26 protein-coding genes and 1 riboswitch are annotated in these 24054 nt (G+C 32.8%); of the genes, 6 read left to right on the top strand and 20 right to left on the bottom strand.

The genetic code is table 11. The features are described 5' to 3' along the window. Positions 1-8 precede the first annotated feature (8 nt). The 4 genes from M9B42_02245 (at position 9) to M9B42_02230 (ending at position 2039) form a co-directional block, all read left to right on the top strand. Positions 9-542, top strand: coding sequence for a GNAT family N-acetyltransferase (locus M9B42_02245; protein ID URQ64664.1), 534 nt, complete (start codon positions 9-11; stop codon positions 540-542). Positions 543-552: 10 nt separating this feature from the next. Continuing rightward, a complete protein-coding gene (locus tag M9B42_02240) occupies positions 553-1026 on the top strand; it encodes a hypothetical protein (protein URQ64663.1) in 474 nt (157 codons plus the stop codon). Between the two features lie 248 nt (positions 1027-1274). Next, on the top strand, positions 1275-1544 hold the full coding sequence (locus tag M9B42_02235) for a hypothetical protein (GenBank protein URQ64662.1): 270 nt from the start codon (positions 1275-1277) through the stop codon (positions 1542-1544). A 105-nt stretch (positions 1545-1649) separates the two neighbouring features. Beyond that, a complete protein-coding gene (locus tag M9B42_02230) occupies positions 1650-2039 on the top strand; it encodes a hypothetical protein (GenBank protein URQ64661.1) in 390 nt (129 codons plus the stop codon). Between the two features lie 109 nt (positions 2040-2148). Here M9B42_02230 and M9B42_02225 read toward each other — a convergent pair whose 3' ends face one another. Both M9B42_02225 and gltB read right to left on the bottom strand, forming a co-directional pair. Then, on the bottom strand, positions 2149-3537 hold the full coding sequence (locus M9B42_02225; GenBank protein ID URQ64660.1) for a glutamate synthase subunit beta: 1389 nt from the start codon (positions 3535-3537) through the stop codon (positions 2149-2151). Further along, positions 3537-7946 (bottom strand): glutamate synthase large subunit, encoded by a 4410-nt coding sequence (gene gltB, locus M9B42_02220; GenBank protein URQ64659.1) that lies wholly within the window; start codon positions 7944-7946, stop codon positions 3537-3539. The genes M9B42_02225 and gltB overlap by 1 nt, the downstream gene beginning before the upstream one ends. A 203-nt stretch (positions 7947-8149) precedes the next feature. Beyond that, positions 8150-8200: riboswitch (Glutamine riboswitch) on the top strand. 68 nt (positions 8201-8268) lie between these two features. On the opposite strand from gltB, the gene M9B42_02215 reads away from it, so the two are divergent. Both M9B42_02215 and M9B42_02210 read left to right on the top strand, forming a co-directional pair. Continuing rightward, positions 8269-8865, top strand: a complete 597-nt coding sequence (locus tag M9B42_02215; protein URQ64658.1) for a TorF family putative porin — start codon at positions 8269-8271, stop codon at positions 8863-8865. A 15-nt stretch (positions 8866-8880) separates the two neighbouring features. Then, positions 8881-10143 (top strand): ammonium transporter, encoded by a 1263-nt coding sequence (locus M9B42_02210; protein URQ64657.1) that lies wholly within the window; start codon positions 8881-8883, stop codon positions 10141-10143. Between the two features lie 59 nt (positions 10144-10202). Here the strand turns inward: M9B42_02210 and M9B42_02205 are convergent, their stop codons facing one another. The 18 genes from M9B42_02205 to M9B42_02120 all read right to left on the bottom strand — a co-directional run bounded on the left by M9B42_02205 (position 10203) and on the right by M9B42_02120 (position 24054). Further along, on the bottom strand, positions 10203-10985 hold the full coding sequence (locus M9B42_02205) for a hypothetical protein (GenBank protein ID URQ64656.1): 783 nt from the start codon (positions 10983-10985) through the stop codon (positions 10203-10205). Positions 10986-10992: 7 nt separating this feature from the next. Then, complete coding sequence (gene tmk / locus M9B42_02200; GenBank protein ID URQ64655.1) at positions 10993-11610, bottom strand: dTMP kinase; 618 nt, start codon at positions 11608-11610, stop codon at positions 10993-10995. A gap of 20 nt (positions 11611-11630) precedes the next feature. Continuing rightward, positions 11631-12545 carry an endolytic transglycosylase MltG gene (mltG, locus tag M9B42_02195; protein ID URQ64654.1) on the bottom strand — a complete coding sequence of 305 codons (915 nt, stop codon included), beginning with the start codon at positions 12543-12545 and terminating at the stop codon, positions 11631-11633. Positions 12546-12637: 92 nt separating this feature from the next. Continuing rightward, positions 12638-12871 (bottom strand): acyl carrier protein, encoded by a 234-nt coding sequence (gene acpP / locus M9B42_02190; GenBank protein URQ64653.1) that lies wholly within the window; start codon positions 12869-12871, stop codon positions 12638-12640. 33 nt (positions 12872-12904) lie between these two features. Then, positions 12905-13609 (bottom strand): 3-oxoacyl-ACP reductase FabG, encoded by a 705-nt coding sequence (fabG, locus tag M9B42_02185; GenBank protein ID URQ64652.1) that lies wholly within the window; start codon positions 13607-13609, stop codon positions 12905-12907. Beyond that, the gene (gene fabD / locus M9B42_02180; protein ID URQ64651.1) at positions 13599-14528 is read right to left on the bottom strand and encodes an ACP S-malonyltransferase; all 930 of its coding nucleotides are present in this window, start codon (positions 14526-14528) and stop codon (positions 13599-13601) included. The genes fabG and fabD overlap by 11 nt, the downstream gene beginning before the upstream one ends. 4 nt (positions 14529-14532) lie before the next feature. Further along, positions 14533-14742 carry a 50S ribosomal protein L32 gene (rpmF, locus tag M9B42_02175; GenBank protein ID URQ64650.1) on the bottom strand — a complete coding sequence of 70 codons (210 nt, stop codon included), beginning with the start codon at positions 14740-14742 and terminating at the stop codon, positions 14533-14535. A gap of 43 nt (positions 14743-14785) precedes the next feature. Next, entirely contained in the window at positions 14786-15304 is a 519-nt protein-coding gene (locus M9B42_02170) for a DUF805 domain-containing protein (protein ID URQ64649.1), read from the bottom strand. Between the two features lie 42 nt (positions 15305-15346). Beyond that, complete coding sequence (locus M9B42_02165; protein ID URQ64648.1) at positions 15347-16063, bottom strand: class I SAM-dependent methyltransferase; 717 nt, start codon at positions 16061-16063, stop codon at positions 15347-15349. Further along, on the bottom strand, positions 16051-16824 hold the full coding sequence (locus M9B42_02160; GenBank protein ID URQ64647.1) for an undecaprenyl-diphosphate phosphatase: 774 nt from the start codon (positions 16822-16824) through the stop codon (positions 16051-16053). The genes M9B42_02165 and M9B42_02160 overlap by 13 nt, the downstream gene beginning before the upstream one ends. Then, complete coding sequence (locus M9B42_02155) at positions 16817-17389, bottom strand: hypothetical protein (protein URQ64646.1); 573 nt, start codon at positions 17387-17389, stop codon at positions 16817-16819. Before M9B42_02155 ends, M9B42_02160 begins: the two co-directional genes overlap by 8 nt. Further along, positions 17386-18021, bottom strand: coding sequence for an adenylate kinase (gene adk / locus M9B42_02150; protein ID URQ64645.1), 636 nt, complete (start codon positions 18019-18021; stop codon positions 17386-17388). The genes M9B42_02155 and adk overlap by 4 nt, the downstream gene beginning before the upstream one ends. Further along, a complete protein-coding gene (gene acpS, locus M9B42_02145) occupies positions 18018-18374 on the bottom strand; it encodes a holo-ACP synthase (protein ID URQ64644.1) in 357 nt (118 codons plus the stop codon). Before acpS ends, adk begins: the two co-directional genes overlap by 4 nt. Continuing rightward, on the bottom strand, positions 18371-19045 hold the full coding sequence (gene recO / locus M9B42_02140; protein ID URQ64643.1) for a DNA repair protein RecO: 675 nt from the start codon (positions 19043-19045) through the stop codon (positions 18371-18373). Before recO ends, acpS begins: the two co-directional genes overlap by 4 nt. Next, entirely contained in the window at positions 19042-19932 is an 891-nt protein-coding gene (gene era / locus M9B42_02135) for a GTPase Era (GenBank protein ID URQ64642.1), read from the bottom strand. Before era ends, recO begins: the two co-directional genes overlap by 4 nt. A gap of 36 nt (positions 19933-19968) precedes the next feature. After that, positions 19969-20877, bottom strand: a complete 909-nt coding sequence (gene lepB, locus M9B42_02130; GenBank protein URQ64641.1) for a signal peptidase I — start codon at positions 20875-20877, stop codon at positions 19969-19971. Between the two features lie 2 nt (positions 20878-20879). Beyond that, positions 20880-22670, bottom strand: a complete 1791-nt coding sequence (gene lepA / locus M9B42_02125) for a translation elongation factor 4 (protein ID URQ64640.1) — start codon at positions 22668-22670, stop codon at positions 20880-20882. Next, positions 22663-24054 carry a Do family serine endopeptidase gene (locus tag M9B42_02120; protein URQ64639.1) on the bottom strand — a complete coding sequence of 464 codons (1392 nt, stop codon included), beginning with the start codon at positions 24052-24054 and terminating at the stop codon, positions 22663-22665. Before M9B42_02120 ends, lepA begins: the two co-directional genes overlap by 8 nt.

The raw sequence follows: 24054 nt of genomic DNA, 5'->3' as shown, positions 1-24054 counted from the left end.
AAGTAAAAATGTCACTTTTTTGTAATAATAATTTTGTAAAAATGAATAATTTAGAGCAATTTAATCTTAAAGAGGCTAAAAAGGCGTCTTTAAGCGAAGTTTTAGAGATAAATGAGAGTCATAAGCCTATGCTTAGCTCCCTAGGGGATTTAAGCAAATTAGAGGATTTAATTGCATTATCTACGTTTGGAAGTTTTTTGGTATTTCAGAGAGAAATATGCGCATTTATAGTTTGCATGAGAGAGGATCTTCCATATGAATCGCTAAACTATCAATATTTTCAAAAAAAATACAAAAAATTTCTATATATTGACCGCGTAGGAGTCAAAAAAGGCTTTGAAAATAGGGGTTTTGGTTCATTTATGTATGGAAATATTTTTAAAAATTATATTAATGAGCAGCTTACTATTTGTGCTGAGGCAAATATTGAACCAATAAATAAACAATCTTTAAAATTTCATGAAAAAATGGGGTTTAGAAGAGTTGAAGATCATTTTTTTAGTAATAAATATGGAGTTGCATATTTAGAAAAGAATTTTTAAGGTATTTAACATGTATGTACAATCTGAGGCTTCATTTAAGCTTCCCAAAAAAGAATTACTAGATCTTATAAGAAAACCCGGTGCATTGGAGCTATATCATCCTTTCTGTAAGAAAAATGAAGTTATTACATGGCCAGGCAGCAATTCTATGGATAAAGTGCTTTATTTTAGCGGATTAGAGTACACCAGAGAAATATTTAATTGGCATGAGAATGGCTACGATCTAAGAATAGGAGCGAAAAGAAGAGATACAGTTGTAAATTGGATTGTTTCAGAAAAAGGAAGTATTTCTACATTAAAGGTAAGAGTAAATCCCTCTTTACCTTATAAAAATCCTCTAATAAAGTGGTTAGCCTGGAATTTATATGTTAAACATAAGCTTCAATCATACATTGAAAGTGTAATGATGGGATTCAAGTACTACTTAGATAATAAAAAACGGGTAGAACCCAATCAGTTTGGTAAACATTCTTGGTTCTCTTAGTTCACTACTTGGATTATGTTAAATAATTCTTTTTCACAAAAATACCGATAAGTTATATTCTGCTATTAGGCGCATTTATACACATGTAGAGCTAATATAGTGACTACTTTTATTTATACTATTAATTTAACATAATATATATTATGCGAAGTTATATATATAGTTAAAATAATATTTAGGAAATGAAAAAAAATTATTTACCCTCTTCTTCAATTCGAAAATTTTTAAAAAAAAGGTAAAATATTAATATGGAACCAGGAATATATTTTTTAAGTCTCAGTGTTTTAACTTATATTTCATTTAATCTTGCAAATTCTTTAAGAGCAGCAATTAATCGTGGAGATATTGTTAGAAATGTTGCAAAGATCTTTTGCTCACTTTTTTGTATTTTTGTCGCAGTGATGTTTTTAACTATTCATTTAGTCAATCCGATTATTTCTCCAGCCTTTGCCTATATTTTTCATATATTTATAATTTTGTTCCAAATGGCAATGATCTGGTTTCCGCCCCCAAAATAAAGCTAACCTACCCTTTTTCAGCCTTTTTTCTGGTCCTAAGTTCATCAAATTGTCACACAAAACTGTCTTTGAATGCTCTAATCTTGTATTAGGAGGATAATTATTATGAGTGAATATGAATATTTAAATTTGTTTTATATTTTTCTTATTAGTAACGCAATGTATTTTGTAGGTTTTGCAATCTTTACTTGGTTAGGGTTTAGGTTTGCAAATGCAATTTATCAAGGGGATGCCGGTGATAATGTGGTTGGAAAGATCTTTACAACTGCTTACTGTGTATTGGTTGCAGCGAGTTTCACAAACTCTGGACTTATTGCTGGTTATGTATTTGAGTCATATACTGCGTCAATATGCGCTATTGAAGGCGCTTCATGCGGAAGATTAGAAGCAAGTCTTGCTTCACCACTTGCTTTAGGTGGTCCTGTAGCAATGGCTTTAAGTGCCGTCATTGTTCTTTTCCAGTTAGGTTTAGTTTGGGGGCCAAAGAAAGCATAAATAATTTTTTATTTATCTAAAAAGGGCTCTTCTGAGCCCTTTTTTTGTTTTTTTCTAAAGAGTTGGCTTAGATTTTAAAATTTATGCCTTAAAAAGGCTGTTACTCGCTCTAATTGCTTTTTAAGTAGTTAATTATCTCTTTTGCCGCATCTCTTCCATGTGCTATTGCATAAACTGCTAAACTAGAACCCATAATCATATCTCCACCAGCGAAAAATTTTTCATTAGAAGTCTGATACTTGTACTCATTTCTATCTAATTTTACTAGTCCATCTTTATCAATTTCCACTCCTTTATTTATAAAAAAATCTTGTGGTGATGCGCTATATCCAAATGCTACGATTAGACGATCAACATCAAGCAACTTTTCTGAGCCGCTTTGTTCAACTAACGATTTTTTATTTTCGTCGTATTTTGTCGTTACGATTTTCAATTTTTTGACCGAACCATTTCCCTCTACTTCAACTGGTTGTGTATTAAAAATAAACTCAACGCCCTCCTCTTCAGCATGTTTAACTTCTTTAGAAGATCCTGGCATATGTTCTTTACTTCTTCTATAAATACACTTTACACTTTTTGCTCCTTGTCTTATCGCTGTTCTTACACAATCCATTGCTGTATCACCGCCTCCTAAAACAACAACTTTCTGTCCTTTGAAATTTAATTCCTCAAAATCACTATCAGTCATTAAATAATCAGTATTTTTAATGAGGTATGGCAGAGCCTCAGTTACTCCATCCTTATCAAACCCTTTATATTTTCCCTTAATAGATTCGTAAGTTCCCAGCCCTAAAAAAATAGCATCACTTGCTGTTTCAATTTCTTTTATTTTCTTATCATCTACCCAACAATTTAGAACAAACTTTACTCCAAGCTCTTCTAAGATTTCTCTCCTTTTTAGAACAACTTTTTTTTCAAGCTTAAATTCTGGAATTCCGTATGTAAGTAATCCGCCAATTTCAGAATACTTATCATAAACAGTGCAGTTTATTCCTCTTCTTATTAATGTTTCAGCGCATGCTAATCCAGCTGGCCCAGCACCAATTATTGATACGTGAAATTTGGTTTGTTTTTCTGAATATTTTTTCGGCTTCCATCCCTGTTCCAAAGCTGTATCAGAAATATATTTTTCAACTTGGCCAATAGTAACAGCCTCATATCCAGTGTTTAAGGTACAAGCTCCCTCACAAAGTTTTTCTTGGGGACAAATCCTTCCACATATTTCTGGAAAAGCGTTTGTTTCATGACATAAATCAGCTGCTTCTTCTAATCTATTTTCCTCTATAAGTTTAAGCCAGTCAGGAATGTAATTATGTAAAGGACATTTCCACTCACAATATGGATTGCCACATCCAAGACACCTGCTTGCCTGTTCTGAAACTTTTTTTATATTTGTTTGCTCATAAATTTCGGAAAAATCTACTTTTCTTACATTCAAACTTTTTGTTTCTGGCTCTATCCTCTTAATTTCAATAAATTCATAGTTTTTTTCAGACATTATGCAGCTTCCTCTCTTGTGTTCTTTATTATCTTTTCGAGATTTTCTGCGTAAGGTGTAATAATCCAAAATAGACTTTTATATCTATCGAAGTCTTCAAGAATTGTTTTTCCAACATTGCTGTCAGTTTCTTTTATAAATTGGAAAATTCTGTCTTTTAGATAGCTTCTATGAGCCTCCATTTCTTGGCTAGTAATTCTATTAAAAGAAATAAGATCCTTATTGCATCGATCAACAAAGCTTCTATCTTCATCAAATACATATGCAAAGCCTCCTGTCATTCCTGCACCAAAATTATTCCCAACTGAACCTAGCACAATTACTTCACCACCAGTCATGTACTCACAACAATGGTCTCCTGCGCCTTCAATAATTGCCTTAGCACCAGAATTCCTAACTGCAAATCTTTCCCCTGCTACACCATTTGCGTAAAACTCTCCTCCTGTAGCTCCAAAAAGACAAGTATTTCCAAGTAAAACTGATCTGTCGTCTTTTAGATGTTTTTCTTTTGTAATTACAATTTTTCCTCCATTCATTCCTTTCCCTACATAATCATTTGCTAGACCTTTTAAATTCAATTCAAGCCCTTTGGCATTCCAGCAACCAAAGCTTTGTCCTGCAGTTCCTTTGAAGTTCAAAATAAGCCTCTCTGGCATACCCTTTTCACTATGAGTCCTTGATATCATTCCAGATACTTCAGCACCTATTGATCTATGGGTATTAGAGATCTTAAAACTAAATGCACCTCCTTTGCCTTTCTCTATATTTTTGGATATTTTCTCTGAGATAAGATTTGATAAAGATTCATCATTCAAGGATTTATTTATATTGTTTTGAGCCTTAGTATTCAGTTGAGATTTATTAGGTCTAAATCTAAATAAAAGTTTATCTAGACCCATTTTTGTCGATCTTTCGTAGTACTCTTTTTTTAATTCAAGCAAATCAGATTTGCCAATAATTTCTTCAATCGACTTATAACCCAGTGCAGCAAGAATCTCTCTTATTTCTTTTGCGACAAAAATAAAATAATTTTGAACTTTTTCCACCTCACCAAGAAAATGATCATTGATAATTCTCAATTGTTGAGTAGCAACACCAGTAGCACAATTATTCAGATGACAAATTCTCAAATACTTGCACCCCATTGCAATCATTGGCGCCGTACCAAAGCCGAAGGAATCTGCACCAAAAATTGCAGCTTTTATTACATCTAATCCAGTCTTTAGTCCACCATCTGTTTGAAGTTTAACTCTAGACCTAAGGTTGCTTTGAAGTAGGATATTTTGTGTTTCAAATAATCCAGTCTCCCATGGAGAGCCTGCATATCTTATTGATGATATTGGACTTGCACCAGTACCACCATCATGTCCCGAAATAGTAATAAAATCGGCATTTGCTTTTACTACTCCTGCAGCGACAATTCCAACACCTGGCTCTGAAACAAGCTTAACTGAAACAAGTGCTTTGTGATTTACTTGTTTAAGATCATAAATAAGTTGAGCAAGGTCTTCAATTGAGTAAATATCATGATGAGGTGGAGGGGAAATCAAGGTTATCCCTGGTTTCGAATGCCTGAGTTTAGCGATGTACGAATCCACTTTAGCTCCAGGTAGCTGGCCTCCTTCTCCAGGTTTTGCTCCCTGGGCGATCTTTATTTGTAACACCTCAGCGTTAACTAAATAATGTGGAGTTACTCCAAACCTTCCCGAGGCAACTTGTTTAATCTTCGACATTAAATTAGTTCCAAACCTTTTCCTGTCCTCACCTCCTTCTCCTGAATTAGAACGACAGCCCAAACCATTCATTGCAGCAGCAAGGGTTTCATGGGCTAAAGGAGATAGTGAACCTAGACTCATTCCTGCAGAATCGAAACGTTTTAAAATACTTTCTACTGGTTCTACTTCTTCAAGATCAATAGTTTTTTCGTTTTTCTTTAATTCAAAAAAATCTCTTACAGCCAGTGGCTTTCTTTCATTAATAATTTCTGAGAAATTCTTAAATTTTTCATAAGATCCTTCTTTGAGGGAGTTCTGTAACTCAATTACCACACCAGGCTGATAAGCATGCTCCTCTCCTCCATGAACAAATTTATGAAGACCTTTTGGCAAAATTTTACTATCTTTATCACTATCTATGACTTCAAGAGATTTCCTTTCTATGTCTTTAAAGCAATCGCCAAAAATAAGTGTTTCATTTTTGGGAAAGCAAACTTTATTAATCTTTTCGGAAAATCCAACAACTTCAAAAAGTCCTGCTCCTCTGTAACTGGAAATATTGGATATTCCCATCTTTGACATTATTTTCAATAAACCATTATTTAATGACTTTCTATAAGATGCGCAAAGTTCATTGCCTGGGGAATCTAATTCTCTTTGTTTTCCAATTTTTAAAACTGTTTGAAGACCAAGCCAAGGGTGGACACATGTTGCTCCAAAACCTATTAAACATGCTATTTGGTGAGTGTCTCTTGCAGAGGCAGTATTTACAATAATATTGCAGGAAACTCGCTGATTATTTTTGATCAAATAATTATGAATTGCTGATGTTGCTAAAAGAGCTGGAATAACAGGCTTATTGAATGAGGTTTGCTTCTCATCAAGTACTATAATTGAGTAACTTTCCTTTACCGATGCCAACACATCTTCACATAATTTAATTAAACTTTCTTCAAGAGAATCTTCTCTCTCGTACTCTATTAAGAACCGTTTCACTTTGAACTTTTTATTTTTTATAAGTAGGTTAAATTTTTTGTGTGAAAGAATAGGAGAGTTCACAACAATCCTATTGGCATGTTCAGAGGTCTCTTCAAAAATATCTAGTTCTGGACCAATACAAGTTTCAAGAGACATTACATACTTTTCTCTGAGAGAATCGATTGGTGGATTTGTGACTTGAGCAAATTTTTGCCTGCAATGATCGTAAGGGGATCTTACAAATTCACTAATTGGCGCAAGAGGAGTGTCATCTCCCATTGAACCTGTAGGCTCTCCTCCTTCCACAGAATATTTTTCTAGTAGATTAATCTCCTCCTTGGAAAGGCAGAATGTTCTTGCTGAGTCATTAAAGTATTTTTCAGATATTTCACGCATTTGAGGTCCAGCATATTCATGTAAATTAGCTTCTAAGTGTTTTGAATTTTTTTTCAACCATTCCCTGTACGGATTTGTTTTTGCCAAAACTTCATCAACATCTCTGTCTTTTAAAATTTTTTGAGAATTCCTGTCATATACAAAAAGACCACCTGGTCCCAATCTGTCAGTTTTTATTGTTTTCAAATTGTCGTTATTTGATCCAAATTCAGAAGAGATACAAACAGTCTCATCATTAAAAAATTCAATTTTTGCTGGTCTCAATCCATTTCTATCGAGGAAGCAAGATAAAAAGTTTTTATCTTGAAAGCATATTAAGGCAGGTCCATCCCATGCTTCCATGTGCATAGAGTTATACTCATGAAAAGCCTTTTCGTCTGAGTCCATTAAGTCCGTATTCTGCCAAGATGGTGGTATTAGCATTCTTGCAGCTCTTCCAATATTTACTCCACCCTCTTTTAGAACTTCTATCATATTATCTAGGCTTGAGGAATCTGAGCCAGATTGGTTAACTAATGGTTGATATTTCCTCATGTTGCCAAATCTTTTTGAGGATAAATTATTCATTCTTGCTAGCGACCAGTTTCTATTTCCTGAAATGGTGTTTATTTCACCGTTGTGCGCAATAACTCTGTATGGTTGCGCTAAATGCCATTTTGGAGACGTGTTTGTAGAAAATCTTATATGGAACATAACACTTGCTGTTCGATGTGAAGTATCAGATAGATCAGTATAAAAACTGTCAAACTCTGAAGGCATTACAAGGCCCTTATAGACAACAGTATCAGCAGAGAAAGAGCAGCAATATAATTCGCGTTCAAAATCAAATTTTTTGTCAAAAAGTTTTTTTGCTTTATAAAGATTTACATCTAATTGATCACTAGAGTCAGTTCTTTTTTTATTTTCTACAAAGATTTGAAGTATCTGTGGACATGACTTTTTGGCCATCTCACCTAAAATGCTTTCATCAAATTTTAATTCTCTTAAAGCTATAAGATTTAGTTCGTGCTCATCAAGAATAACTTTTAAATATTCTAAAAATGGAAATTTTTTATTAACAAAAAACATCCCTAAACCAAACCTGGATGGAAGTATTAAGTTTTGTTCATCAAGTAATTTTTTTTGAAAAAAATTATGGTCTAAATCGATCATTATGCCCACGCCATCAGGGGTTTTTCCGTCATAACTCAATGCACCTCTATGTCTCATGCATTGAAGCGAGGATATAGATCTTTTTAATATAGAATGGCTGGAAGTATTATTTTTACTGAATAATATACCTGTTCCACAACTATCTTTATGTGAATCTTCTGAAAACATTCCTTTACATTAATATTACTAGATATTTCATTATTTTGCATTGACAAATATTTTATAAGATATTAAATTTGATAATGTTAATTTATAAATTGTGTTTATAAAGAAGATGTTTACATCCCCATACTCCATGGGTTAAAAGGAGCCCATATAACATGGGTTAAAAGTTAAACCATACTCCATGGTAATAAAGGAGCAGCGTCTTAATCGTTCATCCCCTAGGGGACGGAAGTAAGCGAAAGCTGAAGGAACGCGCACCAATACACTATGAAGGTTTGACCCTTTAGATTCTTAACACACTTATATTTTTTGTAAGGAGATGTTTATGAAAAAAGGAATGATGACTTTAGTCTTATTTCTGACTACGTATGTGTTTGGAGATATATCTTCAAACTTTACTCTTTCATCAAACTACATCTGGCGAGGGATGACACAAACAATGGATTCTCCCGGCTACAGTGGTGGTTTTGATTATAGCTCCGAGAGCGGCTTTTATGCTGGCACTTGGGGATCAAATGTTTCGTTCGGTGGAGCAGGTTTAGAGCTCGATACATACTTTGGCTATTCTGGCGAGATTGAAGGTGGCTTTGGTTACGATATCGGCTATATAAATTATGGCTATCCGGAGGTAGATGATGCTGACTTTTCAGAAGTTTATTTAGCCTTTTCGTATGGAAATTTAGGCTTTTCTTATTACATCGGAGATGAATTTGGAGATTACTATGACGTATCTTATGGATTTGGTGATTTTTCAGTTTCTTTTGGTGACTATGAGGATACTGGAAGTAATTTCTTACTAGGTTATGGTTTCTCACTTGGCGATTATGATGCCTCAGTAGGCTATAGTTCTTTTAGTGCAGAGGCTGCATCAGGATTAGAGGATGAAGATGGACTGTTCTTTACAGTCGGAGCATCTTTTTAATTAAGAGGCTAGATTATGGAAGATCAATTATTTGAAATAAGTTACGCTTTTAATACGTTTTACACACTTATGGCTGGAGCTTTAGTCATGTGGATGGCAGCAGGATTTACAATGCTCGAGGCTGGTTTTGTTCGTAGAAGAAATACAGCTGAAATTGTAACTAAAAATATTGGACTGTACTCAATAGCATGTTGTATGTTTTTGCTAGCAGGTTATAACGCAATGTATGCCGGTGACAGCTGGAGAGGCATCATACCTGATTTTGATTTTAGTTTTGGTTTTAGTGAATTTGGAGGTGATGCTTCAGTTCAAAACCTAGAGGACGATGGCACACCATATTACGCGTCAGCTGCAGACTTCTTCTTTCAAGTCGTTTTTGTAGCAACAGCTGTTTCAATAGTTTCTGGTGCTGTCGCAGAAAGAATGAACCAATGGCCATTCTTTGGATTAGCAGCAGTAATCGCGTTTTTCATTTACCCAGTACAAGGCTTCTGGAATTGGGGTGGAGGATTTCTTACTGCTGATGATGGATATGGATACTCAGATTATGCTGGTTCAGGTACGGTTCACCTATTGGGTGCAGCCTGTGCTCTAGCAGCAGCTATATTTATTGGACCAAGGGTAGGTAAATATTCAAGCGATGGTAAAACAAATAAGCTATATGGTGCAAATATCCCCATTGCAGCATTAGGTACTTTTATCCTTTGGCTTGGATGGTTTGGGTTCAACGGCGGATCTCAATTAGCTATAGATACTGCAGAAAATGCTAATGCCGTTGCCCATGTTTTTATGAATACTAACTTGGCAGCTTGTGGAGGTGTAGTCGCATGTTTACTAGTAGCCAGAATATTCTTTGGTAAAACTAATATCATATATGCTCTGAATGGAGCTATTTCTGGCTTAGTTGCTATTACAGCATCACCCCATACACCTTCTGGTTATGAAGCTGTCTTAATTGGTGCTATAGGAGGTTTACTTTGCTACGGATCACTTGTCTTCATAGAGCAATTCTTGAAGATTGATGACCCTGTTGGTGCAATCTCAGCACACGGAACTGCAGGAATATTTGGTGTTATGGTTGTTCCATTTACCAACTCTGATGCTACTTTTGGCGGACAGGCAGTTGGCGTTTTAGCAATAATGTTATGGGGTTTCGTTCTGACTTATGCATTCTTATTCTTACTTAATATGGTTGCACCAGTTCGAGCTTCAGATGAAATTCAGAAGAAAGGTTTGGATGCCGAAGAGATTGGTATCGAAGCATACCCAGAATTCTAGAATTTTTTGAGAAAACTAAAGACAAAACTAGCCCTTTGTTTTTAGTTTTCTCTCCCCTTCTAAATGTAAAGACAAAGTTTTGACTTTAAAATATCTAAACTAAGGTTATGTGGCATTAAGATTTGCTTCCTTAAATCCCTTAATTCATCAAGCTTTCGTTTGTTATTTGACTTAAGTTTTAGCATATTGAATTTAATTTTATGTATTTGATAGTCTAAAAATAATCTTATTTCTTCTTTATCTTTAGTGGTGATTTCCTTTTTTGCCTCATATTCATCAAATTTTAAAAATAATTCATTGATATTTTTATCCTCATCTTCAGTAAGAAGGGTAAGATTTTGTAGTACAAAATCATTTTTCTGCTCATCAAAATTTAAGCCAAGATTAATTAAATGCTGTTTAACAATTTCATTGCTTGGTTTTGGTATTTTTAATTTTTGAAACCTACTTAGAATTGTTTTTGGAACTATATTGATGTTATTCGTAGACATACAAATCATCATATTTTTGTCAGCCTCTTCTGAAAATTTAAGTAAAGTATTGAAAGTTCTAGTTTCAATTCTTTCTATATTTTCTAAGTACAGAAGCCTTTTCGAATTAGATTTCAAAAAAAGGTATTTAAAAGAATCTCTAATCTGATCTATATCAATTACAGACTTATCTTTAGGATATAAAAAAATAAAATTTTGTGATGCTATCTCCTCAAGAGGCAAGTTCAAATAGTCTTTTGAATCAATATTACCAAGAATTTTTTTTACAATAGAACGAGACACATTATTTACATTTTGTCCCTCAGATGCATAAAGAATTGTTTTTGAACTTAATTCTGTTTTCGAAGACAAAAAATCTTTATCCCAAGGAAGAACCAATTTTTTCTCCCACATGTTCTAGTATTCTTTTGTGAATATTTTCGATAGTATCTATTCCATTAATCTTATATATTCTTTCTCTATTTTCTTCAGCGATTTTAAGATACCCTTCCCTTACTTTATTAAAAAAATCTATCTCTTCTGCTTCCATTCTATCCCTCTCTCTATTTGATATTCTCTCCTTCGAGATTTCAGACGTAATATCAATATAGAAGGTAATTTCAGGTATTGATAAATTACAAACTTTATTGAGTGATTTAAAAAAATCATGGGGGAGGCCTTTTCCATAACATTGATAAGCCTCAGTTGCATCATAATATCTATCACAAATGACGAACTTTTTTGCTGCTAGGCTAGGTTTAAGAAGATTTTGATCTAAATGTTTTCTTGAGGCATAAAGAAGGAAGGTTTCAGTTTCAACAGAAATTTTTTCAATTGTCTTTTCTAAGAAAGCTTCACGTACCTTTTCACCAAGAATTGTTCCTCCAGGCTCTCTTAAAACAATTACTTCATGACCCTCAACAAGAAGAGCATCTTTTAGCATTTTTATTTGGGTAGATTTTCCAGAGCCCTCTATACCTTCAAATGTAATAAACATCTTTTATATTATTTACCGAATTACCTGTTATTTACAGCTTTATTATGCTCATCCAAAGTTTTTGAGAATATATGAGTTCCATCGCCCTTTGCGACAAAGAAAAAATATTCACCCGGGGATGACATTATCACAGACTCTATTGAGCTCAATGAGGGGTAACAAATAGGTCTGGGAGGTAATCCTTTAATTTTATATGTGTTGAAAGGGTTATTATCCCCTTTGACAGCCTTAAGATTTTCCTTTGTAATTTTTTTTGAAAAATCACCGTAATAACCATAAATTAACGTTGGGTCAGCATCTAGTCTCCATCCATCTCTGATCCTTGATAAAAAAACAGATGATATTTGTGCTCTCTCCCATTCAACAGCAGCCTCTCTCTCGACTATTGAAGCAAGAACTAAGGCTTCATTTATACTCTTCAATGGATTGTCTTTAGGTTTATTTTCCCATAACCTTGTAAGAATATTATCTAATCTTATTTTTTGATTTATCATCAGCCTCTCAAGTTGCTGTCGATCAGTAAAAAAATATGTATCTGGCAAGATCAAGGATTCTTTTGAAAAGATTTCTAAAGTTTTTGACGAGATTTGAAAATTTAAATTGTTGTTTTTAATTATTTGTCTAAGTTTTCTTAAAGCATCTTTAGCAACTGTTCCTTCAATGATAGTAAACCTAAATTGCTGCAAATTACCTTCAAAAATATCTTCCATTAACTCAACATAAGTCATGCTTGGCTTAATTTCGTACCTACCTGGAATAATATTTGTAGACTCAAATAAATATTTTAATTTTAAGATTGTTAAAAAGTTGTTGTTATTTTGATTTTTTAGACTATCAATGATCGAATTAATTCCTTGCCCTTTTTCAACAATTAAATTATCACCAGTTGGTATTTTTTGTATTTCTATAAGTCTGATTGAGGCTGGTAACCCCAAAAGAAAAATAAGCGTTAGGAAAAAAAGAAGTCTTCTAACTATTACTTTCGATCCAATCGACTGCACTAAGCGTTAGGAAAAAAAGAAGTCTTCTAACTATTACTTTCGATCCAATCGACTGCACTCTGGATTGTGGTAATTTTTTCTGCTTCTTCATCAGGAATATCAAGGCCAAACTCCTCTTCAAATGCCATTACTAATTCAACAGTATCTAAAGAATCAGCACCTAGATCTTCAACAAAAGATGAATCAGATTTTACATCACCCTTATCTGCACCTAGTTGTTCACAAACAATGTCGACAACTTTATTAAGAACATCACTCATATATACTCCTTAACAATTCAAGTAATGCATACATTACTGCATAAATAAACCACCATCAACTACTAATGTTTGTCCAGTAATATAACCCGCACCCTCACTCGCGAGAAAAGCCACTAGTGATGCAACATCTGAAGGATTCCCCATTCTTCCTAAAGGAATTTGGCTTTCAAGCTTTTCGATAGTTAAACCGCTTGTCATATCAGTATTTATAAATCCTGGAGAAACTAAGTTAACAGTAATATTCCTAGATCCAATTTCTTTCGCAAGAGATCTAGTAAAGCCCTCAAGTGCCGCTTTTGAAGATGCGTAATTTGTTTGACCTGGATTTCCCATTAAACCTGAAACAGAACCAATATTTATTATTCTTCCCCATTTATTTTTAATCATGTCTTTGAGAAATATTTTCGTCAGCCTGTAAGTACCATTTAAATTTGTTTCTATAACTTCAGTCCAATCATTTTCTGACATTCGAAGAAATAAATTATCCTTAGTAACTCCCGCATTATTTATAAGGATAGAGGGTTTGAAACTTTCTACCTTTTCTTGGAATTCTGAAACAGAGTCTTTAGATGATAAGTCTAAGTTTTCTACTGTTAAGTTTTTATGTTCAAGAATATTTGCTTTTGTTTTATCTCTTGTCGTAGCAATAACAGAGTATCCTTCATCAAGCAATTTGGTGACTATTGCTCCTCCTATTCCTTTTGTTCCTCCAGAGACTAAAACTTTCTTAACTTCCATACTCTTCTAATAATTTCAAAAACACTTCTAGATTATCTACAGAATTAAATTCTCCTTCAACTCTGTTCTGTTTTGCTAAGCTTGACAATACTTTTCCTGGTCCAAATTCAATATGTGTTTTGATGCTATATTTTTTCAATCTTTTCATAGAGTCTACCCATTGAACCGGATTAGATATCTGTTTTGCAAGTTTATCTTTTACTTCACTCTCAGTGAGAGATACTTTTGCATCAAAATTATTTATTACAGAAAAATTTTGACTCTTAAAATTAATATCATCCATTGCTAATTTTAATTTTGTGCTTGCCATATTCATCATAGATGAGTGTGATGGCACAGAAACTGAAAGATCTATAATTTTTTTTGCTCCATTTTCAATTAATGCAGCTTTAATGGATTCGATTTCATCAGCATTTCCCACGATTACAGTTTGTGAAGGCGAATTAAAATTTACTGCCTCTAAGAAATGTTTTTTCTTATCTAACAAAATTTTATCAATTTCATCTGGAACTAAACCTAAAACAGCAGACATTTTAGTCTTTGTATTGCCTTTACTCTCAATCATGAATGATGCTCTATATCGAATTAATTTTAGTGCATCGTCAAAACTTAAAACTCCAGAACATAGATATGCTGAAACTTCTCCTAAACTATGTCCTAGTGCAACTTTGGGATCAGGGCAGCCTTTATTTTTCCACACTTTAAAACAAGCATAGCTCGTTATTAGCAATATAGGTTGGGTATAAAAGGTATCAGATATTCTCTCATCATTATTAAAAATTATTTCCGAAAGGTTTTCTTTATAAAAATTTTCTCCAATATCTATAGCTTCTTTAAATTCAATAAATTCAGAAAAATGCTCTTTAAACATCCCATTATATTGAGAACCCTGACCAGGGAACATTAATGAAAAGCTCATGATTTTATTGTGAAGTTTCTTCTTCTGTTTCTTTAACTTTCTTTTTAAGATCTTTTACCAATCTTCCTTTATAAAAGCCATCTGCACTTAAGTTATGTCTTATGTGTCTTTCACCAGACACAGGATCTGTTGATAAAGATGTTTCTTTGAGAGAATCATGTGACCGCCTCATTCCAATTCTACTGCGTGTTTTTTTACTTTTTTGTACTGCCATGAATTGGAAATTTTAAAGGTTTTAATCGCGAAAATAAAGATTATTAAGATTCTTTTTCAAGCGGATTCTCACCGAATCTATTCTTTTTGTAATCACCTTTTTTTGCAAAAACTAATAAATAAACTATGAATACCAATGAGGAAATTGAGTTTAACCTTTCAGCATTCTCTTCACCTTGATTGAGAATTACATAAAAACCCAGTATGTAAGTTATGAAATAAGGCAGTGCCCAAAAATAAGTAATGTTTAAATCTTGTAGACGTCTAACAGTTACTGAAATTGAGGGTAAAAAAAGTAGTGCTGAAATTGCTACTGTACTGTATATAACTACATTAAAAGATCCTGAATCCACTAGATAATCTGTCAGTTCTTCCTGTGAAAGATCACGTATAGCATTAGGATCAATACTTGTTCCAGCGATAATTCCAGTAACAGAGGCTACGATAACAGCAAGAAGCATGGAAAATATTTGAAAATAGTACCACTCTGCCCTACATGCTCTTCCACCAAAAGTTTTGTACTTTTTAACCAAACTTGAATCTAATGCTTCACCGAAATTCATATTTTAAGCATACATATGAAAGAACATCATTACTACCCTGCATTAAATAAATACATGAAAATTTATACTTTTCCCCTTATAAATTATATTTTCTTTTTTAGTTGATTCAGATTTAAAGCTCTTTTCTCTTTTTACGACTAGTCTTTTATATCTTTTTTTTAAAAAGGCATTCACCAAATCTTGCTCTTGATCAATATATGTTTTCAAAAAAGTTAATTCCTTATTGCTCATGCTTTTGCTATGAGTTGAAAACATAGGGTCTAAGTAAATAGTGTCATAATCTTCAGTGTTCAGTTTTATCTTTGATGAATCAGCATTAATGACATTTATCCTATTTTTCGCATCATTAAAATATGATCTATTAGGCAATCTTTTCAAAGCACTTTCAATGAGAATACACATTCCTTTATTTTCCTCAACCATAGTGACTTCTTGGCCAAGTAAAGCACAAATAAAACCATCTCGCCCAAGACCTGCTGTAGCATCTAGAATACTTTTTGGTTTGCCAGCCTGATAAGAAATCGCTTTTTTGAGCATATTTTCCCTTTGATAATTCTTAACCCTTCTGAGAAAAGGATCTTTATGAAATAGGTTTGAAATTCTCTTTTGCTTAAAAACTAAAAAATTTTCTAAACTTAAGTCAATATAGCAATTTTCCGATGAAATCGAATTAACAGGAATTTGATACTTATTTGAATAGTATTCTGCTTCGCTAATAAAAGATTTTTCTCTACAAACAATCTCCTTTATATCAACCACAGAATCGAAACTCCCAAAAATAGCCTGTAAATGATAAATGGAAGAAATCCTACTTTTTTTACAAACGATAAAAACCATTTTATTGTAAAGAAAGATACTATAAATGATATTAAAATGCTGCTAAATGTCATTAAAATGTCAACATCTTCTTTTAAAATATCATTTTTAATAATTCCAAAAAACATTGCTCCAAGAAGTGTTGGAATAGATAAATAAATAGAAAATTTTGCCGCATCTTCAGGCCTATAGCCTAAAAATAATGATCCAGTAATAACTGTTCCAGACCTAGAAGCGCCTGAAATTATACTAAGAGTTTGCCAGAGACCAATTGTTAAAGCTCCGTTTATAGTTAATTGGTTGATATCTTTTTTGTTGGTATTTTTAACATTTATTTTTGTGCTAATTAATAACAGAAATGCAAACAAAATATTTGATATTGCAATGCTTGTAAGAGACCACCTTAGGTCTGTAATTCCTTTGAAAATTAGAGTTAATGCGATAATTGGTATGGTTGCTACAATCAGTAATAAAAAAAAATTCGAAGTATAGAAGTTTCTTGAGAGTAATGAGTCTCTGAAGTGTAAAATTACTGCTACTAGACTCCCAAAATGAACACTTATATCAAAAAATTGACCTTGATCTGGCCAGCCTAATAATTTACTTGGTAGCAATAAATGTGCTGAACTTGAAACAGGAATAAATTCTGTGATGGCTTGAATAACAGACAATATAATGGCTTGCAAGAAATTTAATTCACTCATTTATTTTTCTGTAAGTTAGACTCTTTACATAATTTGGTTCATTACTATCCAAGTTGGAATTAGACTTACTGGCGATCATGTTTATGATATTTATTGCAACTTGATTCCTTTGAATTAAATGTTTTGGGGAAATATTAGCATTAGATCCCTCTATCATTACTAATTTATTTTTAATAGATTCTACTTTTTTTAAATCTTGAGTATAAAAATCTGTTTTGTTTTCTCTGTAGTAAAAATCATTATTATTGCCGATGATTAAAGGGATTTTGTCGTCGTTTAACCAATTCATAGCCGCCAAATTTGAAAATGCAAACATTTCTACATCGTAAACAAACTTTAGTGTGTTGAGAAAAGTAAATGCCAATCTCGCTCCAGTGAATGAACCAGGGCCAGCAGCATAAGCAGAGCAGTCTAATTTTTTAAAATCAAAATTTTCTATTTTATGAAGAGTATCAATTTTTTCTGACCAATCGTTTGTTTGAAATTCAAAGCAATACTCATTATTTTCATAATTTAATGCAATAAAGTGTTCATTTTTAGTTAAATCTACTGAAAGAATGTTCACGAGGAAAATATATGATCTATAGCTTTTGCAACCTCCTCTACCGGAAGCGAGCCATCTATTTCAAAAAAATTGTTTGATTCTTTTCTATAAAAATCTAACAGTGGAAATGTTTCCTTATAGTAAACTTCTAACCTTTTTTTTATGACTTCTGGCTTATCATCTTCTCTTTGAATTAAATCCTCTCCTGTGAGGTCATCTTTATTAAAATTTTTTGGTGGATTAAAGTCTATGTGATAAGACCTGCCGGATTTTAAGTGCATTCTTCTACCAGACATGCGTTTAATTATTTCTTGCTCTTCAATATTTAAGAAAACCACAAAATCAATATCAATATTGGCTTTTTCAAGAGCTTTGGCTTGGTCAATATTTCTTGGGAATCCATCTAAAAGGAATCCATTGGAACAATCGTCTTCACTAATTCTATTGACCAATATTTCAATTATGATTTCATCTGGAACTAGCCTTCCAGACTGTAAGTAGTTTTGTACTTTTGCTCCTAGATCTGAATTAGTATTGCTTATGTCTCTTAAAATTGCTCCTGTAGATATGCTAGGAATGCTGTAATTAACTTTAATAAGTTCAGCTTGTGTTCCCTTGCCTGCTCCCGGCATTCCCAAAAGGATAATCTTCATTTTTCTATAACTACCATAGAAAGTGTATATTTCTCATCATTTGTAACTGAAAGATGAGCTTTATAGTCACGAATTAAATCGCACTGGATTGATGGTTTTCCTGATTTGTTTTTTATAATTGAAATATCCCTTGGATAAATTTCTCTAAATCCAGTTCCCAAAGCTTTTACAAAAGATTCTTTAGATGAAAATGCTGAAGTTAAAAAATTAACTTTTTTAGTTTTATCAATGGAAGAGAAATTTTTTTTCTCGCTGTCTGAAAGAATCTTATTAATAAATCTATCCCCATATTTTTTAAGGATCTTTTCTACCCTTTTTTTTTCGATAAAATCAGTACCGACACCTAAAATCATTTAAAAAAACCTCTGCTTTTAATATTAAGTTCCTCAAAATAATACTCAAACGACTTTCTGTTTATTGCTTTGAATGTTTTGAGATTAATAGGATTATATTCTTTTCTGGCTATTTCTTGTAAATCTTTGCCTAAAAAACCTTTTTCAGCACGTTTAAAACCGCTCTGAGGTGCAAATTCGTAGAAAGAATTTGATTCTATTGCATCTCCAGAACTATATTCATTTTCAAAATCAATTTGATATCCGATTTCTTTTAAAAATAAATATTCGAACTCTCGTAAAATTTCTTCTGTATTATCATTTTTTTTAAGTTTTTTAATAGAGCTGTGATATTGATTAAATATTATTAACTCCCTCTCATTTGGAGGTAAAAGGCTATAAATTAATTCATTGATGTAAAATGCAGAGTACAAATTTTTCTTTACTTTAAAGTCATCATACGTTTCAAGAGAATCGGAAAAGAATAAACTCTTTAAATTACTTTTTCCTCCAAAACCAATATTCATCAAACGAAATGGCTCAAGGTTTCCAGAAAATTTTGATTTTTTTCCTTTTGCTCCTTTAGCTATTGCCGAGACATTTCCATATTCTTTTGTAAAAAAAGAAACTATCAGACTAGTCTCTTTATACGGACGTGTATGAATAATAAATGCATCAGTTTCAAACCTCATATCCTATTTTTAATTCCTAAACCATCCAAAATTTTTGAATTATCTGTCCAATTTTTTTGGACTTTGCACCAAAGTTCTAGATAGACTTTCTTCCCGAAATAATTCTCTAGTTCTTTTCTTGCAGCAGTGCTGATACTTTTAATTTTTTCACCTTTTTTTCCAATGACAATTGTTTTTTGAGAATTCTTAGCCACAATTATTGAACCAATTAGTTTCACCAAATCTTTTTGATCATCTATCTCATCAACTATTACAGCTGACTCGTAGGGAAGCTCATCACCAAGAAGTCTAATAACCTTTTCTCTAATTATTTCTGAAATTTCAAATGCTTTTGATTGAAAATTAAAACCCTCATCTGGAAACAAAAAATCTCCCTCAGGTAAATAATTCTTTATTTCTTTAAGAAGAATTTCTACTCCATTATTTTTTGTTGCTGAAACAGGGACTATTGCGTCAAATTGCATTTCTTCGTTCAATTTTTCCGTAAAAGGAAATAAATCTTTTTTATTCTTCACCAAATCTATCTTGTTAATTACTAATATCTTTTTTGAATTTACGTTTTCTATTATTTCAAAAGCTTTTTTATCTGTTTTATCAAATTTTGTTCCTGCAACAACAGCAATCACCAAATCTATATTTTCTACGGCTTCCTTTGGTCTTTTACTTAATTCTTTATTCAATCTTTTTTTATTTTGTTTATGTAAGCCTGGAGTATCAATAAAAACCATTTGAGTGTCATTTATCGTGATCATAGAAAAAATATTTGACCTGGTAGTTTGTGGTTTTTTTGAAGTGATCGTTACTTTTTTTCCTGATAATGAGTTGAGTATCGTTGATTTCCCAACGTTAGTTTTGCCAATAATAGCTATGTAACCACTTCTTTTCATTTGGAAATAATACCCAAAAAAAATTTATATCAAAAATTAATTTAACTCTTCAAACTTTAATTTAGGTATGTCTGACCAACTTTCCCAAGTTAACCAGATATAATCTGCTCTGCCCCAAATACTTTTTCCAGAAACAAATCCCCATGCTCTGCTGTCACTTGAATTATCTCGATTATCTCCAACAACAAAAAAACTTCCTTCGGGAACAACCCATTCAGAGTTTCTTGAAAAATTTGAATTTGACTTTCTTATAAGGTAATTGGTAGAGCCGTTACTTTCATTAATAATGTTTGCGCCATCAAAGTCCTTTGAAATATTTTCTTGTTGATACAGAAGACCGTTGATATAAATTTTTTTATTTACATATTTTACAGTATCGCCCCCTTTTGCTATTACTCTTTTTACAAAGGGTGTATTAGGTTTATGTGGTGGAAAAAAAACAACAATTTCTCCTATTTCAGGATCTTTATGAAATACCTTAGATCTTTTTGTAAAGGGAACTTCGTAACCATAAGCAAAACGGTTTACAAGAACAAAATCTCCAACATTAAGATTGGGACGCATTGACTGACTTGGAATTTGATAAGGCTCATAGAAATATCCCCTTATGAAAAAAATGAGAAAGATATTGATAAACCAACCTCTTGTTTCTTTAATTACTTCTTTATTGCCGAAATAAATAGATACTGAAAATAATACTGCTGAAAATAACGCATAAAATGCCAATAAGTCTCCAATATTCCATTGCTTTATGAAAATTATTGCAATTACAAAAATAGATGCTACTAGCGCTAAATTTTGAAAAATCCGATTAAGATTTTTGCTGAATGTGCCATTGAGCTTTGAAACAACCCAATGAATTGAAATCCCGCATACAACTCCATTAAATAATATAAAAAAGAATATGTTGGATATTGGTTCAAATATACTAAAAATACTGCCCATTTTTATTTTTTGTCTGATGAAAGAAAGCTTAGAAATGCTTCTTGTGGAAGTGCAACTTTACCAATATGCTTCATTTTTTTCTTTCCTGCTTTTTGTTTTTCCAACAATTTCTTTTTTCTGGTGACATCACCACCATAAAGCTTAGCAGTTACATTTTTTCTAAATGCTTTTACACTTTCTCTGGCTATAATCTTACTACCTTGCATTATCTGTATTGGAATTTCAAACATTTGTCTTGGAATAACTTCTCTTAATCTTTTCGCTATATCTCTGCCTTTTCTTTGCGAATCATTTTTATGAAGAATTGAAGAAAGAGAATCAACCTTTACACCATTTACAGCAACATCAATTTTTACTAGCTCTGATTTTTCATATCTATCAAATGAAAAATCTACAGATGCATAACCTTGGCTTTTGGATTTAAGCAAATCAAAAAAATCCATAACTATTTCAGACAAGGGAAGATCAAAAATTATTGAAACCTGCCCACCTAAATATTGTAAATTTTTTTGAACTCCTCTTTTAGAAATTGCTAGCTCTATGATATCGCCAACATATTTATCAGGACATAAGATTGTTGTTTTAATTATTGGCTCCCTAATTTCAGAAATTTCATTAGGAGTTGGAAGTTCAGAAGGTGAATTAACTTCTATTTCTTCACCATTTGTTTTTAGAATTTCATACGACACACTTGGTGCTGTTGTTATAAGCTCTAAAAAGTATTCTCTTTCTAATCGCTCCTTAATTACTTCCATGTGAAGACTTCCTAGAAAACCACATCGAAAGCCACTTCCTAGAACATCTGAACTTTCTGGCTCAAATGTCAAAGCTGCGTCATTAAGATTCAGTTTTTGAAGAGCTTCTCTAAAGGACTGATATTCATTTGAATCAACTGGGTAAAATGAAGCGTATACTTGTGGTTTAGCTTCTTCAAAACCGTCTAGTGCATGAGTCTCTGGAAATTTGGATAGTACTAACGTATCTCCTACTGGTACTGATTTAAGATCTTTTACATTTGCTATTAAAAAACCAACCTCTCCCTCTGACAAATAATTGGTTGCTTCCTCTTTTGGTGTAAATTTACCAAGACTTTCAGCAGTAAAGGTTTGCCCGGTAGATTTAACAATAAATTTGTCTCCTTTATTTACCTTTCCACTAAATATACGGATTAAAGATACAACACCTAAGTAGTTGTCATACCATGAGTCAATAATCAAGGCCTGTAAATTTTCCTCATTTAAAACATTTGGCTCAGGAATTTCTTCAACTATCTGTTGCAGTAATTCTTCAAGACCAGTTCCATCTTTCGCACTTACAGATAATGCTTCAGATGCATCAATTCCTATTATCTCTTCAATTTCTTTTTTTACCTGTTCTGGATCAGATTGAGGCAAATCAATTTTATTTATTACTGGTATTACCTTCAAACCTAAATCGATTGCTTTATAACAAGTTGATAAAGTTTGCGCCTCAACCCCCTGCGACCCGTCAACGACAAGCAGTGCTCCTTCGCATGCTGCAAGCGATCTAGAAACTTCATATGAAAAATCAACATGTCCCGGTGTATCAATAAGATTTAGTTCATAAATCTGACCTCTAAACTCATATTTCAAAGAAACTGATTGTGCCTTAATTGTAATACCTCTTTCTCTTTCAAGTTCTAGCGTATCCAACACTTGTGATTTCATCTCTCTTTTTGAAAGGCCGCCACAAAGTTCAATTATTCTGTCTGAAAGAGTAGATTTCCCATGATCAATATGGGCGATGATTGAAAAATTTCTTATATTACTCAACTGTCAAGGAAACAATAATGTTTGAGCTATTTCTTACTCCAAACACCGCTATTTTGTCACCTTTAGAAAATGATTCAAGTGCAGCACTAAAATCGCTTATTTTTGATATTTTAAAAGTTTTACCTTTATATTTAATTTGAGTAATTACATCTCCCCTAAATAATTGTCCATATGCAGGAGAATTAAAATAGACTTGCAAGACTCTGACACCATTTTCTGGCGTTTCAATGTCTGCTTGATCTTTATCTAACTCTCCAAGACGAATCCCAAGTGGATATGTAGGTTTTTGAGGTGATTCTTCTTCAATCTGCTCAACTTCATCAACTGGCAGCTCGCCAACTCTTACATTGATGTTCCTATACTTTCCATCTCTAAAAATTTTTGCTCTTACTGAGGATCCTGGTTGAGTTCTTCCAATTGTGTGCTGTAAATCTTTGAAATAGACTATTTCTTTTCTATCTATTTCTACAATTACATCTCCAGGCCTTATTCCTGCCTTTTCAGCAGCTTCACCCTCTAAAACAAAACTTACAAGAGCGCCAATTGGTTTATCCATTCCTAATGCTTCAGCAAGATCACTTGAAACCTCTTGTCCTTGCACCCCTAAATATCCTCTCGAAACCTTTCCCTTTGCTTTAAGTTGTTCCACAACCTCTAAAGCAACATTAATTGGTATGGCAAAAGCAAGGCCTTCATTGCCTCCAGACCTTGAATATATTTGCGAATTAATACCTATTACTTCGCCATCAAGATTGAATAACGGGCCTCCTGAATTTCCTCTGTTGACAGCAGCATCAGTTTGGAAATAAGGAACATAGTCTCCAATTCCTGCTCTTGAAGAGATGCCTCTATTAGTAGAACTAATTATTCCAAATGTAGCTGAAAAATCGTAGTTATAAGGGGAGCCAATAGCAATTACACCATCTCCCTGCTCAACATTATCCGAATTACCAATTAAAACTGGAGAACTATTATTTATCGATATTTTTAATAGTGCTATATCACTTAATTCATCGGTTCCAATAATCTCTGCTGTAAATTCCCTTCTATCAAGAAATCTAACAATAACCTCATCTGCATCTTGAACAACATGAAAATTTGTTATTAAAAACCCATCATTGTCTATTAGAAACCCTGATCCCGAACTAGTAGCTTCTCTAGGTTGCCTCCTGGGTTCTTCAAATTCAGGAAGCGGGAACCCAAACTCTCTAAAAATATCGTTAGGAAATGAGCCCATTGAGCTTCGGTTTGAGTAAACTTTTCTACTTGCTTGAATATTCACTACTGAGTTTGATTGTTTTTTAACAAGTTCAGAAAAATCAAGACGATCTGAAAAAACACATATCGATAGAAGTGATGCAAGAAGCAAAAATATCTTTTTCAT

Source organism: SAR86 cluster bacterium (genome assembly GCA_023703535.1).
GTDB lineage: Bacteria > Pseudomonadota > Gammaproteobacteria > Magnimaribacterales > TMED112 > TMED112.
The sequence above is the reverse complement of the archived record's forward strand: the minus strand, read 5'-3'. Positions and strand labels throughout refer to the sequence as shown.

Excerpts from the sequence above, each read along its gene's own strand:
- M9B42_02245 (URQ64664.1), top strand. The coding sequence starts at position 9 with ATGTCACTTTTTTGTAATAATAATTTTGTAAAAATGAATAATTTAGAG.
- M9B42_02240 (URQ64663.1), top strand. The coding sequence starts at position 553 with ATGTATGTACAATCTGAGGCTTCATTTAAGCTTCCCAAAAAAGAATTA.
- M9B42_02235 (URQ64662.1), top strand. The coding sequence starts at position 1,275 with ATGGAACCAGGAATATATTTTTTAAGTCTCAGTGTTTTAACTTATATT.
- M9B42_02230 (URQ64661.1), top strand. The coding sequence starts at position 1,650 with ATGAGTGAATATGAATATTTAAATTTGTTTTATATTTTTCTTATTAGT.
- M9B42_02225 (URQ64660.1), bottom strand. The coding sequence starts at position 3,537 with ATGTCTGAAAAAAACTATGAATTTATTGAAATTAAGAGGATAGAGCCA.
- gltB (URQ64659.1), bottom strand. The coding sequence starts at position 7,946 with ATGTTTTCAGAAGATTCACATAAAGATAGTTGTGGAACAGGTATATTA.
- M9B42_02215 (URQ64658.1), top strand. The coding sequence starts at position 8,269 with ATGAAAAAAGGAATGATGACTTTAGTCTTATTTCTGACTACGTATGTG.
- M9B42_02210 (URQ64657.1), top strand. The coding sequence starts at position 8,881 with ATGGAAGATCAATTATTTGAAATAAGTTACGCTTTTAATACGTTTTAC.
- tmk (URQ64655.1), bottom strand. The coding sequence starts at position 11,610 with ATGTTTATTACATTTGAAGGTATAGAGGGCTCTGGAAAATCTACCCAA.
- acpP (URQ64653.1), bottom strand. The coding sequence starts at position 12,871 with ATGAGTGATGTTCTTAATAAAGTTGTCGACATTGTTTGTGAACAACTA.
- fabG (URQ64652.1), bottom strand. The coding sequence starts at position 13,609 with ATGGAAGTTAAGAAAGTTTTAGTCTCTGGAGGAACAAAAGGAATAGGA.
- fabD (URQ64651.1), bottom strand. The coding sequence starts at position 14,528 with ATGAGCTTTTCATTAATGTTCCCTGGTCAGGGTTCTCAATATAATGGG.
- rpmF (URQ64650.1), bottom strand. The coding sequence starts at position 14,742 with ATGGCAGTACAAAAAAGTAAAAAAACACGCAGTAGAATTGGAATGAGG.
- M9B42_02170 (URQ64649.1), bottom strand. The coding sequence starts at position 15,304 with ATGAATTTCGGTGAAGCATTAGATTCAAGTTTGGTTAAAAAGTACAAA.
- M9B42_02160 (URQ64647.1), bottom strand. The coding sequence starts at position 16,824 with ATGAGTGAATTAAATTTCTTGCAAGCCATTATATTGTCTGTTATTCAA.
- adk (URQ64645.1), bottom strand. The coding sequence starts at position 18,021 with ATGAAGATTATCCTTTTGGGAATGCCGGGAGCAGGCAAGGGAACACAA.
- acpS (URQ64644.1), bottom strand. The coding sequence starts at position 18,374 with ATGATTTTAGGTGTCGGTACTGATTTTATCGAAAAAAAAAGGGTAGAA.
- recO (URQ64643.1), bottom strand. The coding sequence starts at position 19,045 with ATGAGGTTTGAAACTGATGCATTTATTATTCATACACGTCCGTATAAA.
- era (URQ64642.1), bottom strand. The coding sequence starts at position 19,932 with ATGAAAAGAAGTGGTTACATAGCTATTATTGGCAAAACTAACGTTGGG.
- lepB (URQ64641.1), bottom strand. The coding sequence starts at position 20,877 with ATGGGCAGTATTTTTAGTATATTTGAACCAATATCCAACATATTCTTT.
- M9B42_02120 (URQ64639.1), bottom strand. The coding sequence starts at position 24,054 with ATGAAAAAGATATTTTTGCTTCTTGCATCACTTCTATCGATATGTGTT.